The sequence below is a fragment of the Metallumcola ferriviriculae genome (assembly GCF_035573695.1).
GTDB classification, from domain to species: domain Bacteria; phylum Bacillota; class JADQBR01; order JADQBR01; family JADQBR01; genus Metallumcola; species Metallumcola ferriviriculae.
On sequence record NZ_CP121694.1, the window covers coordinates 2498137 to 2512294 of the forward strand.

11 protein-coding genes are annotated in these 14158 nt (G+C 43.8%); 2 read left to right on the forward strand and 9 right to left on the reverse strand.

What is annotated here, in order from left to right:
• The first annotated feature begins 218 nt into the window (after positions 1-218).
• On the forward strand, positions 219-1841 hold the full coding sequence (locus MFMK1_RS12450) for a long-chain fatty acid--CoA ligase (protein ID WP_366922025.1): 1623 nt from the start codon (positions 219-221) through the stop codon (positions 1839-1841).
• A gap of 107 nt (positions 1842-1948) precedes the next feature.
• Here MFMK1_RS12450 and MFMK1_RS12455 read toward each other — a convergent pair whose 3' ends face one another.
• The 3 genes from MFMK1_RS12455 to MFMK1_RS12465 form a co-directional block, all read right to left on the reverse strand.
• Positions 1949-2524, reverse strand: a complete 576-nt coding sequence (locus tag MFMK1_RS12455) for a LysM peptidoglycan-binding domain-containing protein (RefSeq protein WP_366922026.1) — start codon at positions 2522-2524, stop codon at positions 1949-1951.
• 30 nt (positions 2525-2554) lie between these two features.
• Positions 2555-2713, reverse strand: coding sequence for a LysM peptidoglycan-binding domain-containing protein (locus MFMK1_RS12460; protein WP_366922027.1), 159 nt, complete (start codon positions 2711-2713; stop codon positions 2555-2557).
• A gap of 321 nt (positions 2714-3034) precedes the next feature.
• Positions 3035-4279 (reverse strand): pyridoxal phosphate-dependent aminotransferase, encoded by a 1245-nt coding sequence (locus tag MFMK1_RS12465; protein ID WP_366922028.1) that lies wholly within the window; start codon positions 4277-4279, stop codon positions 3035-3037.
• A gap of 158 nt (positions 4280-4437) precedes the next feature.
• Here MFMK1_RS12465 and MFMK1_RS12470 point away from each other — a divergent pair, with 158 nt between their 5' ends.
• Entirely contained in the window at positions 4438-5871 is a 1434-nt protein-coding gene (locus tag MFMK1_RS12470; RefSeq protein ID WP_428846297.1) for a transposase, read from the forward strand.
• A 726-nt stretch (positions 5872-6597) separates the two neighbouring features.
• On the opposite strand, the gene MFMK1_RS12475 is transcribed toward MFMK1_RS12470, so the two are convergent.
• The 6 genes from MFMK1_RS12475 to MFMK1_RS12500 form a co-directional block, all read right to left on the reverse strand.
• Positions 6598-7806: an NADP-dependent isocitrate dehydrogenase gene (locus tag MFMK1_RS12475; protein ID WP_366922029.1), complete on the reverse strand. Its 1209-nt coding sequence runs from the start codon at positions 7804-7806 to the stop codon at positions 6598-6600.
• Positions 7807-7963: 157 nt separating this feature from the next.
• Positions 7964-9217 carry a diguanylate cyclase domain-containing protein gene (locus MFMK1_RS12480; RefSeq protein ID WP_366922030.1) on the reverse strand — a complete coding sequence of 418 codons (1254 nt, stop codon included), beginning with the start codon at positions 9215-9217 and terminating at the stop codon, positions 7964-7966.
• A 271-nt stretch (positions 9218-9488) separates the two neighbouring features.
• Entirely contained in the window at positions 9489-10430 is a 942-nt protein-coding gene (locus MFMK1_RS12485; protein ID WP_366922031.1) for a DMT family transporter, read from the reverse strand.
• Between the two features lie 255 nt (positions 10431-10685).
• On the reverse strand, positions 10686-11480 hold the full coding sequence (locus MFMK1_RS12490; RefSeq protein ID WP_366922032.1) for a nitrilase-related carbon-nitrogen hydrolase: 795 nt from the start codon (positions 11478-11480) through the stop codon (positions 10686-10688).
• A gap of 252 nt (positions 11481-11732) precedes the next feature.
• Positions 11733-13208 carry a 4-hydroxyphenylacetate 3-hydroxylase family protein gene (locus MFMK1_RS12495; RefSeq protein ID WP_366922033.1) on the reverse strand — a complete coding sequence of 492 codons (1476 nt, stop codon included), beginning with the start codon at positions 13206-13208 and terminating at the stop codon, positions 11733-11735.
• Between the two features lie 252 nt (positions 13209-13460).
• Entirely contained in the window at positions 13461-14156 is a 696-nt protein-coding gene (locus MFMK1_RS12500; protein ID WP_366922034.1) for a GntR family transcriptional regulator, read from the reverse strand.
• Positions 14157-14158: the final 2 nt, after the last annotated feature.

The window sequence follows — 14158 nt, forward strand, 5'->3', positions numbered from 1 at the left end:
CAAAATTTTAGTGTACGCCCGGTCACACACCGTCCGACAAACCGACGACCAATTACCAACTACCTTTTTCGTTTAACAGCTAAGGACAAGACTGAGCATCCACTCACTTACTCCTTTACCCCTTTAAAGCATGAAATTTATCCTTTTGGCTGTGTTTAGATCTTTCAGGTGCATTATTTGCATTTATAATAGAAAAGTTTATTAGGAGGAATGTCTTTATGATGAAATTTGATCTTACCCTACGCGTTTTGCTGGAAAGAGCCAACCAACTGTTCCCCAAGAAGGAGATTATTACCCGGGACTATTCTGGAACATTTCGGTATACCTACGCCGATTTCTACAAAAGGGTAAACCGCCTGGCCAATACCCTTAAAGAATTAGGCGTAAAGCCTGGCGACCGGGTAGGCACCCTGGCTTGGAATCATCACCGGCATCTGGAGCTTTATTTCGGCGTTCCCTGCAGCGGTGCAGTGCTGCACACCTTGAATCTGCGTCTCTCACCGGATCAGCTGGCCTATGTCATCAACCACGGCGAGGATAAAGTAATCTTTGTAGACAAGGACCTTGTTCCCTTAGCTGAAGCAGTAAAAGAGAAGCTCACCACTGTGAAACATTTTGTGGTAATGTCAGACACCGAAGAACTGCCTGCAAGCCACTTATCACCTGCTGCTTCTTATGAGGCGCTGCTTTCTAAAGCCAGCGACCAGTATGATTTCCCTGACATAGATGAATGGTCCACTGCTGCCATGTGCTACACCACTGCCACCACCGGCAACCCCAAAGGCGTCGAATACACCCACCGCGGGCTGGTTCTGCACAGCTATACCGCGGCTCTACCCGATGCCTTAAATATCTCTGAAAGTGACAGGATTATGCCCTTCGTACCCATGTTTCACGCTAATGCGTGGGGCCTGCCTTTTGTCTGCACCTTTCTGGGCACCACCCAGGTATTTCCCGGACCACGGCCGACACCCGAAGACATTTGTGCAGTAATTGACGAACATAAGGTTACCCTAGCTGCCGGGGTACCCACCATCTGGATGGGCACTTTAAATGTCTGGGAGACAGGCCGCTATGACCATACTAGTCTCAGGGCCTTAATCTGTGGCGGCTCAGCCGTACCTAGAGCCCTGCACAAGGCATATCTGGATAAGCTAGGCCTTCCCATCATCCATGCCTACGGCATGACCGAGACCACCCCGGTAGTGTTAGTGTGTAATCCCAAAAGCTATATGCAGGATATGAATGAAGATGATAAGTTAGACCTGGCGTCCAAACAGGGGATTTTGGTACCGGGTTTGGAAATGAAAGTAGTAAATGAAGATGGCAATGAGGTCCCCTGGGACGGGCGCAGCATGGGGGAACTCTTGGTACGCGGGCCTTGGATTGCCAAAGAATACTATAAAGAACCGGAAAGAAGCAAACCCGCTTTCGCGGACGGTTGGCTCCATACCGGCGATATCGTTAATGTTGACCCGGAAGGATACTGCTTTATCGTAGATCGAGCCAAAGATTTGATTAAAAGCGGCGGTGAATGGATCTCCTCCATTGACCTTGAAAATACCATCATGGCCCATCCGGCTGTACTAGAGGCAGCAGTTATCGCCATGCCGCATGATAAATGGGTAGAACGCCCTCTGGCCTGTGTTGTGCTAAAGGAGGACCACCGCGGCAGTACTACCGCCGATGAGATTATCCATTTTCTCACTGACCAGGTGCCGAAGATCTGGCTCCCGGATAGGGTTGAATTTATTGAGGAAATTCCCAAGACCAGCGTCGGGAAGTTTGATAAGAAGGAATTAAGACAAATATATGCCGATGTAGCAGCCGTTGAGGCATAAAAATACACGCCATGTTTCACGTCACGGCGCCAACTTTATGAGAAAGTAAATTTCCTCCATTGACATAGTTAAAGGTGATGGTATTTGATACCATCACCTTTGACTTATTATGCGGGCACGAAAATTATCTGCCCTGGGAATATCACATTTGGGTTGGTGATCTGCGGATTTGCGTTTAATATTGCCTGAACGGTCGTATTGAACCGCTGCGCAATCAAAAACAGCGTATCTCCGCGCTGCACCACATACCGTATAAATCCGGGAGGCGGTGTAGGCGTCGGTGTTGGTGTTGGTGTTGGTGTGGGTGTAGGTGTAGGTGTTGGAGTTGGAGTTGGTGTGGGCGTTGGACCGACAGGTATTACGATTATCTGCCCTGGGAAAATCAGATTAGGGTTGGTGATCTGAGGGTTTACTGCAAGTATTGCCTGCACCGTGGTATTAAATTGTCTGGCAATAATCGTCAATGTATCGCTCCGCTGCACCACATATGTCACCTGACCCGGCGGTGGCGGCGGTGGTGCTGTTGGCCCCGGCGGGCTGACCGGAATCGTGATTACCTGCCCCACAAAAATGAGGTTAGCGTTAGTAATGCGCGGGTTTGCCGCAAGTATTGCCGCAACCGTGGTTCCAAACCTTTGGGCAATAAGGAAAAGAGTATCGCCACGTTGAATAACGTACTGCACAGTTACTACCTCCTTTCATCAATCTTCAAGTTAACTTCCTGACGCAGGAATGCGTAAGACTAAACCCGGAATTAAATAGTGTTCTTGGCCTTTTAAATTACTGGCTCGGAGAATGGCATCCTTACTTACCCCAAAATCGGATGCAATTTTATCCAAGGTATCCCTTTTTTGAAAAATGTATTCAACCACTTTCCCGTCCCCCTTTAACAACTACTTTCCTATATTCTATGCTCCGTGCAGAAAAGGGTGTCCATAATCAGGAGGAAAGGTCTTCTATCCCAGCGTAAAGAGTGTTCCATTTTCCACATCTGAAGGAAAATCTGACGGGTGGCGAACGGCGGGTTTGACTGGTGGAAGGTTCTGGTACTGGGTCACGGGAAAGTTCGTTAAAAAGCAATAACTTGACAAAATGGTGTCAGGCACCTTTTTGTCAAGTTATTGCATCAAAAAAAGACGGTACTTATGATGAAGTACCGTCCATTCGTTTATGCTACTGATTCGTTTATGCTACTAATCTGTGAGGCTTTCTTTTATTTTTGCGGCCAGGCCGGGCATTTGTGCGGTGGGTATAGAGCATACCGCTAGGCGTATGCCTTTATTAAGCGGTACGGCGAAGATTTTCTCTTGCTGGAGGCGCTCTACCACCGCTTCAGGGTTATCGCAGGGGATGGCGATGAAAAAGCCTGCATAATAAGGGCAAATTTCCAGTCCCGACTCCCGGGCCTCTGTTAAAAATAACTGACCCCTTTGCTCCACTAATTTACGAAACCCTTCTCTTTCGCTGTATACATCAGCTAACATACTTTCATTGTTATAAAGCTCTACCAACAGTTCCTGGGGCAAATGGTTGACGTTAGACCAGTTAGCCCGGGAAGAATAAGCTGATACATCTACAAACTCATCAACAACCTCTTTACTCGAACTGAGGCCAATCAGGGCACCACAACGCATGCCGTAGGCCAAGAATGATTTAGACATGCTTGATGCTACTGTCACCAGGATATTTTCGGGCAGACCGCCAAAGAGGGTAAAGAATTTCCTCACTTCTTCAAATTCCCCAGCATAATCTATGTAAGCTATATCCAGCAGTGTGATAATATTTTTACTCTTATCCTCAGCCGCCTCCCGCAGAATAGTGAGGATACCTTCCCATTCAGCCGTAGAAATAGTGAAGCCGGTGGGGTTGTGGGCAGGTGTATTAAATATAATCACCAGGTTATCCTGCTGCTTGAGGTTTGCGGTCACTTTTTTCTTAAATTCTACCAGGTTAAACTTGAAATCCTCGGTAAAAATGCTGTACATGTCTATTTTACGGCCAAATTCTTTGGCTATTACTTTATATGGTCCCCAATGCCAATCAGGTATCAGGACATTGCTATTGTCATCAGCATAATTGTAAATAACCTGGCGTATTGCTCCGGTACCTCCCGGCGTAGCAATAGCCGCTAGATGACCCTCGGGCCTTGAGCTGCCAAAGGTAAAATTTAGCGCCGCCTCTTCAAAACCAGCTATACCCTTAATGGGTGCATAACTCATTATCCTTTCCGGAGCAAAGCTTCTCACCAATTCCGTTACTTTGTCCAGAGTGGCCAGATGGCCATCATCATCCTGGATGCTGCCGATGGTGGCGTTGACCACCTTTTCCTCCCCATACTCGGCCGCTGCCTCTTTAGCTTTCGCCAAGATAGAAAAAACAGGGTCCACCAGTTTCTTACCGCGGGATTGTCTGGATGCCATTGAAGTCTTGTCTTGCATAATAAACCTCCTCTTACCACTTTTCTATAATAGGCGTTTGCAAAACGCCGCAACCCTTGCAAATTCTATCTTTTTTCTTGCTTAGTTATATAGAACTCCTCACTTGTCTTGTGTAAAATATAGTTAACAGGCAATATCTACATTCAACAAGAAAGGAGATCTATTCTGTGAAATTTAAACAATTATCCCTATCTGATATTTATGACGGTTGTCTTGATTTCGTTGATAAGGATAAACCTCGGTTTCTAGCGCTTCTTGAAGAGCATATTCAACTTTCAGAGTATATTTCGCTGAGTTTCTATCAGGCTTTTTACAAGCACTTTGGTCGCAAACGAAAATTTAAGCTTGAGTCTTTTCTTTATGCACTCATCATTCAGAGAATCTTTTCTATTCCTACAGATGCGCTTCTGATTATTTTTTTGAATTTTTCCAAGGAAATCCGTGAATTCTGTGGTTTTTCTAAAGTACCTGATGCATCAAAATTTACACGATTTAAGCAAGATTTTTCTAAACATCTTCAAACACTTTTTGATAACCTTGTTGATCAAACTGAACCTATTTGTGAGCAAATTAACTCAGAACTTGCTTCATATCTCGTCTTTGATACCTCTGGCGTTGAAGCTTACGTTACTGAGAATAATCCTAAGTTTATCAATCGCTTAATCAAGCAGCTTAAGTCTCAATACAAAGGCAACTCTTCTGTTGACCCATACAAAATGGCATACGGCATTATGCCTTCCTGCGCATCATCAAATCCAAATGTCAAACAGCTTTACATCAATGGCCATTTTTGCTATGTCTATAAATTTGGTATGCTCACAAATGGCCTTGGTATAGTCAGAAATATTTCCTTTTTTGATGAAGACTTTATAAATGCACACCCTGAAATCCCAATAGAGAAAAAGTCTGATTCCCCTGATGAAGATAAATCCTTATCCGATTCTAAAGCACTTAAACCTGTTCTGCGCGACTTTTTTAAAACACATACTCATTTTAAACCCAGCACGTTTATTGGCGATGCTGCTTTTGATACAAACGATTCCTATAACTTTTTATTGAAGGATTGTCACTTTTTAAAAACAGTCATTCCTCTGAACGAACGAGGTTCTAAGAACCTCCCTGAACCCGGGTTCAACGAATCTGGACAACCTCTGTGTCCGTTAGATTCTTCTTTACCCATGAAATATGAAGGTAAAGCGCCCTTAAGGAGTGGCGTTGTTAGAGATAAATGGGTTTGCCCAAAAATGAAGTGGAAAGGTTCTAAACGCATTACTTTATGTGAACATCCTTGCTCCGACTCTCCTTCTGGTAGAATGTTTTATACCTATCCTGAAAAAGACTTAAGACTTTATCCTGGCATTATTAGAGACACCCCTGAATGGATTGATATCTACAAAAATCGTTGCGTTATTGAGCAAACCATTCAACACTTTAAATCCAATTTTGGCGTCGCCAACAGAAAAACTACAAATGCTTTAACCATTAAGGCTGACTTACTCCTTGCAGGAATTACTCAACTGCTTACCGTTATTCTTGCAGACAAACTCCATAAACACGAACTCATCAGAAGCCTTAAACCTCTTTTGGCTTAGCAAATCCTTTATACTTGCTCTTTCAACCCGCAAAATACTTGCGGTTATTTGTGCCGAATTTTTTCTGTCCAACCTCTGCTTAAAATTTTCTGTCCTCTTTATTAAACTTTCTGATTAGCTGCCTACGTTAAATTTTGAATTTCGCAATTACCTACTTTTCTATAATATTACCCATATCCAGCCATTTATCGTATATTTCGTCGGTAATTATACCACAACCTTTTGCGAAACTCATTCCGTCGTTGCAAGTATACATAATTCATTTACCCTTTTTTTCTCCGAGTTTCCCCGGGCAGTGCCTGTTCCAAAAATTCCTTCGTTGCTGGAGCAAGAGGTTCAAGACGCAAATGCTTTCAACCAAGGGCATCAATCTCGACTAAGACAATAAGCGGGCAAGTCTTTTTTGGTTCTGAAGCCAGCGTTCTCTTGGAGGCACAAGTGCGACTAAGCCACAAAACAGCCAAGTCTTCTATGCACTCAAGAGCACAAGTGCGACTAAGCCACAAAACAGGCAAGTCTTCTATGCCTACCGGTGGACTTTTTAAACATCCTTACCTTAACAGAAAACAGTTAACACCGAGGTGTAGTTACAATAACCTACACTAACTTACAATAACTTGACAAAAAGGTGCCTGACACCATATAAAACAAGCCGGTTCCTAAGAAATAATCCTTAGAAATCCGGCTTTTAGCTGCTGCCAACCATTCAAAGAGATAAATTGTTTCCTACACGTGTGTTTCTAAGCTCTGTTTGACCGCCTTTAAAAATTCTTCGGTATTAACAATATTTTTATCCGCCAGCTCGGATAACTGGGCCAAATCCTTGGTCATAGTCCCCTGCTCAATAGTCTTAATGGAGGCTTGTTCCAGTTTATCGGCAAATTCAATCAGTTCGTCAATGCCATCTATTTCGCCCCGCTTTTTTAATGCCCCGGTCCAGGCAAAAAGCGTAGCCATGGAATTTGTCGAGGTCTCTTCGCCCTTAAGGTGCCTGTAATAGTGCCGGGTTACCGTCCCATGGGCTGCCTCAAACTCATAATAGCCCTCAGGGGAAGCCAAGACCGATGTCATCATTGCCAAACTGCCAAATGCAGTGGCCACCATGTCAGACATAACATCACCGTCATAATTCTTACATGCCCAAACCATGCCGCCTTCGGAGCGTATCACCCGGGCCACGGCATCATCGATAAGTGTGTAGAAGTACTCTATCTCTGCTTCTTGGAACTTTTGCTCGTATTCCGCCTCATATATTTCCTGGAAGATATCTTTAAAGGCGTGGTCATACTGTTTGGATATGGTATCTTTAGTGGAAAACCACAAGTCTTGTTTTTCATCCAGGGCATAGTTGAAGCAGGCGCGGGCAAAGCTTTCTATCGAACGATCAAGATTATGCATCCCAAGCATTACACCTTTGCCTTGGAAATCTAAAATGGTCTGCCGATTTTCTTCCCCGTCCGCTGAAGTAAAAACCATTTCAGCCTTGCCGGGGCCCTCCACACGGTATTCCACATCCTTATAAACATCTCCATAAGCATGCCGGGCTATGGTAATTGGTTTCTTCCAGGTGCGTACAAAGGGATTAATGCCCTCAACTATAATAGGCGAGCGAAAAACCGTACCGTCCAAGATGGCCCTGATAGTGCCATTAGGGCTTTTCCACATTTCTTTTAAATCATACTCCTCCATCCGTTGACCGTTTGGAGTGATGGTGGCACACTTGACTGCCACCCCATATTTTTTAGTAGCTTCGGCAGCATCTACCGTGATTTGGTCGTCGGTTTCGTCCCGATTTTTTAGACCCAGGTCATAGTACTCCGTCTTAAGGTCAATGTATGGTTCAAGCAGCATCTCTTTAATCATCTTCCAAATTACCCTGGTCATCTCGTCCCCATCCATTTCTACCACAGGGACATTCATTTGAATTTTCGCCAACGCAAACATTCTCCCTTCTGCTTATTAACATTTTGTCCTAGTTAGCCCTAGCATTTTGTTTCTTCATCCAGCTCAAACATTCCTCCTACAGCGAGGATGCTTCTCTGCGAGGTTAAACTTCAGCATCCCACCTTGAAGTTTACCGTTAACTCCTATGTTATTTCATCCTGTTTAAATTTATCCTGGACCTCATGACACCTTTTTCCCGATACATCCTGTCCTCAGCTATTTTAAGCACTTCATGGATATCCTGATTACTACTCTCTTTCACTGCAGATCCTAACGCAATTGATAGCGGCACCGGCTTATTCCCTGCCTCTTTGCAGGCCTGCCTTATCCTGCTGCAGATTACGTCAGCACCCTTTTGCGGTGTCTGGGGCAGGAGTATCACAAACTCATCACCGCCCCAACGAGCAATAATGTCTTCCTTGCGGCAGGATTTCTGTAATGCCTTAACGATTTGAACCAGTAACTTATCCCCTTCATAATGACCGTACGTGTCATTCACCAGTTTAAGGTCGTTGGCATCTCCCATGATGATGCTGATGGGAAGCTGTCTTTCCGTATCGAGCCTGGCCAGTTCTTCTTCAAAATAGGTACGGTTATAAAGTCCTGTCAGCTGATCATGAAAGCTTAAGAAGGTCAGCTTTTCCTCCAAAGCCTTTTGTTTGGTAATATCCACATACATTGCATAACCGCCGGACAAGTCTCCGTCAATGATGATAGGTATGCCCCTAATCAAGCATTCCACCGGATTTCCTGATTTATCATAGCGGGTACCTTCCGTTTCCACACTATTTCCTGCTAAAATCCTTTCGGTTGCCTGCCTGTCTGCAGTATTTGGTTTTCCTCTATCCAATACCTCGTCAATATGCTGGCCCTTTATTTCTTCGATTTTGTATTTAAAAATCTTCTCCGCCTGTTTATTCATATCTACCACAGAAAAAGTTTTCCCGAAAAGAAATATCGGTTCAGTGGCATTTTCAAATAAAGCTTTCAGCCATTTATTATGCTCCTGAAGCGTCTCTTTTACCCTTTTAAGCTCGAGATGAGTCTCTATCCTGGCCATAACTTCCTGCTCCTGAAAGGGTTTGGTAATATAGTCCACCCCGCCACACTCAAAGGCCATTACCTTATTTTCAACCTTCTGCAGCGCACTGATAAAGATAACGGGGATCTCCTTGGTACTATCCTTCTTTTTCAACCTTCCGCATACTTCAAAACCATCCATCCCCGGCATCATTATGTCCAACAGTATTAAATCGGGGCGCCGCTTTTCCGCCAGCGCCAGCGCCTCTTCACCACTGTGTACCGCTACAACCTGGTAGTTATGCTTTTTTAACATATCACCTAAAACCATGATATTAAGTTTCGTATCATCAATTATTAAGATCAACGGGGCTTTTCTCATCTTCCATCCTCCCCCTCCTGCCAGAAAAACTTTACCAGGCGACTTAATTAATAATTAGCTAAATCTTTGCTGTTATCCTTTTTTTTAACTCTTCTTCCTTTAAAAACCACCTTAAAATTTCTTTTAGCAATGATTTTACAAAATAACTTGACAAAATGGTGTCAGGCACCTTTTTGTCAAGTTATTTTAATGCCATCACTCTTTTTGGTTATCTAAGATTCACTTCTTCCGGCTGAGACCCTCGTATGTTTTCAGGAGGTACTTCTGCTTTTCAACTCTCAGTTATTTTCTTAACAGAAACGCTTTTTAGTGGTTCCGGAGCTGCTTTCTTAGAGCGCGACGAATAATATACTCCCGCTAAAATCAAGGCCCCGCCTACTAGTTGAAAAGGGTATACTTTCTCTCCCAGAAATATAACTGCCATAATGATTCCGAAAAAAGGTATCAAATTATAATAATTAGCGGCACGAGCGCCGCCAAGCTTGTCAATTCCGTAGAACCAAAAATATAAGGCCACGAAAGATGAAAAAATGCCTAAATACAAGACCGTAATGATTGTCTCCCAACCAAGGTCGATGCTGGAAGTGAAGTGAAGCTCCACTATAGAAACAGGAATTAAAAAGATTACGCCGGTGAAAAGAGCAAGGGCGGCCGCCTCCATCGCCGGTATCTTTTGCATCACCAGTTTGGCCAAGTTTGAGTAATATGCCCAGAAAAAAGCCGCTATCAAAATGAAGACATCTCCCGGATTAAATTGGATATTGACAATATTATTGAGCTTACCGTGGGACTCAATCCAAAGTATACCACTGACGGAAATAATCAGCCCGATTATCTGCCGGTGGGTGATCTTATCCTTAAGCCAGACCACGCTGAGTAAAGCCACTAAGACCGGATTTAAGGAATTAATCAGCGTAGCATTGATTGCACTGGTGTGTCGGAGCCCCATATATAAGAAGCTGTTAAAGAGAAACACCCCGAAAAAACCCAAAAGAACCAGTCTTACCAACAGCTGTCTATCCTTCAGTGCAGAAAAGGATCCCTTTTTCAACATCCAGGGCAGTAAAACAATTAAAGCAGTTGAAAACCTCCCCAGACTTAAAGTAAAAGGCGGAAGAGATTCAATGATGTTCTTCGAAAACACGATAGTACCAGCCCAAAATACGGCGGACAGGGTCAAAAGTAGATGAGGCGAATCGGGCTTAAAGGACAATTAGTGCAACCCCTTTACAAGAAATGATTATTTGACATTTTGACATAGCAGCATCTAATCCGGGGAATATGCCCAATAAAGGTCCCTTACCCTCGAATTTTTTTACTTTTACCTATAATATCATATTTTACGGTAGCTGCATTAAAATATTATTAAACGTCCAGCTAAAGCGCAATATGTGACAAAATAAGTGACACCCCACTCGGTGTCAGGCACCAATAGGGTGTCACTTATCAGCAGAAACAATATACTATTCTATAACAACTTGCCAAATAGGTCTGTCCTTCTGTCTTTGATTACATCGTTGTGTGTTGTTATCAATTTGTCGTCCGCCAAAGCCGGGTCTATTTCTACTATTTCCAGCCCCTCGCTTACTTCACCCATTGTCAGCATGACCTCACCTTTAGGATTAATCACTTGGCTCATACCTGTGAAATCAAGCTCTTCCTCCTTGCGTTTTTCTATGCCGACTCGGTTACAAGTGATTGAAAAACACCTATTTTCAATGGATCGGCTAATCATAGTGCTTTGGCAGTAAGGCAATACCAAATTTGCCGGTTGACAGATGATCTGGGCACCCTTTAAGGCCAAAATCCTGCTCACCTCCGGAAACACCCAGTCAAAACAAATCATCAAGCCAATCTTCGCTTTACCGATATCAAACACAGGAAACTCTATATCCCCCGGCGTAAACCAGAACTTTTCCTCGTAAAAGAGGTGGGCTTTTCGATACCTGCCCACAAATCCCTTCGGGCCGATTAAGACAGCGGAGTTGTAGTAATTCTCCCCGCCCTTTTCAGCCATACCTGCAACGATGAATATATTCTTTTCCCGGGCCGCCTCACTAAGCTTTTCGCAGGTGAAACCGTTGGGCACTTCTTCCGCCAGTTCCATGACCTCTTCTTTGTTAACAAACTGATAGCCGGTACTAAACAGCTCCGGAAGCACCAGCAAATCAGCATCGGCCTTGTCCATCAACCCTAATGCCTTTTCCACATTGACCTTGACGTCACCAAATACCGGTGCCATCTGTACCACTCCGACTTTCATACTCACTCACCGCCCTAAAAATAGTTTGCAATAACTTGACAAAAAGGTGCCTGACACCATTTTGTCAAGTTATTATTTTTCCACTATTGTCACCAAAAATGAAAACCATAGCTTGGGCAACGCCATGGTTTTCATATCAAGGCTAGTTCCCTTTATTGCTTCAATCTGCCTATTTGGTGCGAAATTGCAAGTATCGGTGTGCGTCTGCACCGGCCTGATGCTTACCTTGGGTAGCTGCGTCCTCGCTAGAACCTATTTCTTTTTCCTCGGTGTCATTCCAGCTAAATCTCTGACGATATCCTTTTTGGATTCTATATCGTATTGCGTAGTGATGGCTATCTGCTCCATAATTGGGGAACCGCCGCCGTGGTACGCACCATAAAGCATAGAGCCGGCAGAACCGGAGAGACCGAAGTCGATAAAGTTTAACCAGAACTTGATTTGGTCTTCGATAGCGATATTGGGGTTGCGGGTAATGTATTTCTCCAGCAGCGCCCTGGTTTCGGGGTTTTTCAAATCATTCTCGTAAGGGAAGGTCGCCGGTAAACCGCCCGCGATATTACACAGGATTTCCTGCTCGTGGAATACGGCCTCACCACTTAAGCACCTGCCCACGTTGCAATAGATGGAATTCGGAATATAGCTGCCGGGGCCATAGGGCACAAATCCCATTCCGGGCATATAAACTTCTGCCTTGCCCAAATCCGATGCCGTATATCCTGCTGCGTACCCCAACTCACCGGTCATAATCAGCTCGGATAGCATCTCCCGTACATGAGGAGTCTTTTCGATGCCGTTGATCTCAGCAGCCATACCTGCCAAGCCAATTACGTAATCAAGCATAGCGGGCTTACAGCCGGAGTAGGAGTGACGATGGAACAGGGCAAACAGCAGCGCCGCAACACCACCGTGCTGGGTTTCCCCACATAGGAATACGCGTTCCCATGGAATGAAGCAATCATCAAAGATTACATAAGAGTCACTATAACCGAAATTTTTTCCATTATCAAAGTGGTCACGTTTACGAGTATTATGGTAATGGACCACCTGTTTTACACCTTCATAATCCGAGGGAACTGCGAAACAAAGTGCATACTCTTCTTCACCCTTTTTGAGAGCACGGTTCGGTACTACCAGTATCTCGTCAGAAATGGATGCTTCAGAGATGTGGACCTTTGAACCACGGACGACGATACCGTCACTCCGCTCTTCCACTACGTGAACATACATATCCGGGTCAGTCTGCTGTGCCGGACGCTTCAATCTTTCACCTTTGACGTCTGTTTGTGCACAGCTCGCTACCAAATCCTCCTTCTGAAAACGTTCCAGCCACTTCAACCAGTTCTCATGATAAGCTGTCTTGGCCTTAGGGGACTTCTGAGCTTCATAGGAAACCGCGTGGACTGCGTTAGCAGCATCAATACCCATGCACCGCTGGATGCACTGGCCGACCTTGTTGCATAATGTCCGAGTCATGTCCTGCTTCTTGTGCAAATCCTCAGCACTCTGATGGATGTGGTTAAAACGGTTAATGGTTTCTCCGGTAATATGCGATGTGGCCGTGCAGATGTCCTTGGTTTCCGGGTCCCACACTGCGTCAAAAGTCAGACCCATTACGTTAATAGCACCTTCTTGGCGCTCATCAAGCCTGCCGATCTTCTCACCGTTTGTGTAAAGGTTATGTCTCATTTTGCCTAGTCTTTCCATATACTGCGCTTTTGTTCTCATGTTTAATCTCCTTTCGTTTTTAAATAAAGATTATTAAAAAAAAGTGAATTTCCCCTCCTCTACTGCCGTTTGTTTTTTAGCAACAAGTCTTAGTAATCTCCCGAAAAATAAAATGTTTAAATTTTCAATATACTTATATTACAATTTGCAAGTTTTATGCCATCGAATAAATCAAATAAGTGACACCCTCGGTGTCAGGCACCGAAAGGTGTCACTTATTTGTTTACCATTCTTACCTAGCACAGTGACAATCTAACGAAATATTTCGTCTAACCCTTTCACCTCATAATTAACGTAAAGATTTAACTGCGCTTTAGTAGACTCTATATGCTCCTCCATCTTCTTGACAGCTGTATCTGTATCCTTTTCTGCCAAAGCATATAAGATATCTCTATGCTGACCGGGAGTACGATACTTTTTGTTTAGTTCCGGATCATTTAATACATAAAAAATATTGTAAACATCTGTTTTGATAATAATCTCATTAATATAGTTAATCAGGCAATCATTTTCAGTAATTTTAGAAATCAAAATATGAAAATTTGCTCCATCTTCATACGCTTCTGCCCTTTCCCTAGCTTCATATGCCTGCTTTTCCCTAGCCAGGATATTTTCCATTTGCCTAATATTGTCATCAGTTATTTTTTCTGCAGCCAGGCGTACTGAAAGTTTTTCCAGTTCTACTCTGACAGTAAATGCATTCTTAATTTGATTAAAAGATCGCCTGGTAACACAGGCACCTTTATTGGGAACTATTGCAATCAAACCGTCACGTTCTAACAGCTTTAAAGCTGTATGGACCGGCGTGCGGCTGACATTCAATATTTTCGCTATCTCACTTTCAACCAACTGATAATTAGGAGGCAAATTATTTCTAAGAATTCCATTTTTCAATTTTTCGTAAACAATGTCATCAAGTGCCTTCTTTTTCTTTTCTATGTACACCATTC

What these genes read in the sequence shown, in the direction of transcription:
- MFMK1_RS12450 (WP_366922025.1), top strand. Translation starts at nt 219, where the DNA reads ATGATGAAATTTGATCTTACCCTACGCGTTTTGCTGGAAAGAGCCAAC.
- MFMK1_RS12465 (WP_366922028.1), bottom strand. Translation starts at nt 4,279, where the DNA reads ATGCAAGACAAGACTTCAATGGCATCCAGACAATCCCGCGGTAAGAAA.
- MFMK1_RS12480 (WP_366922030.1), bottom strand. Translation starts at nt 9,217, where the DNA reads ATGAGAAAAGCCCCGTTGATCTTAATAATTGATGATACGAAACTTAAT.
- MFMK1_RS12490 (WP_366922032.1), bottom strand. Translation starts at nt 11,480, where the DNA reads ATGAAAGTCGGAGTGGTACAGATGGCACCGGTATTTGGTGACGTCAAG.
- MFMK1_RS12495 (WP_366922033.1), bottom strand. Translation starts at nt 13,208, where the DNA reads ATGAGAACAAAAGCGCAGTATATGGAAAGACTAGGCAAAATGAGACAT.
- MFMK1_RS12500 (WP_366922034.1), bottom strand. Translation starts at nt 14,156, where the DNA reads ATGGTGTACATAGAAAAGAAAAAGAAGGCACTTGATGACATTGTTTAC.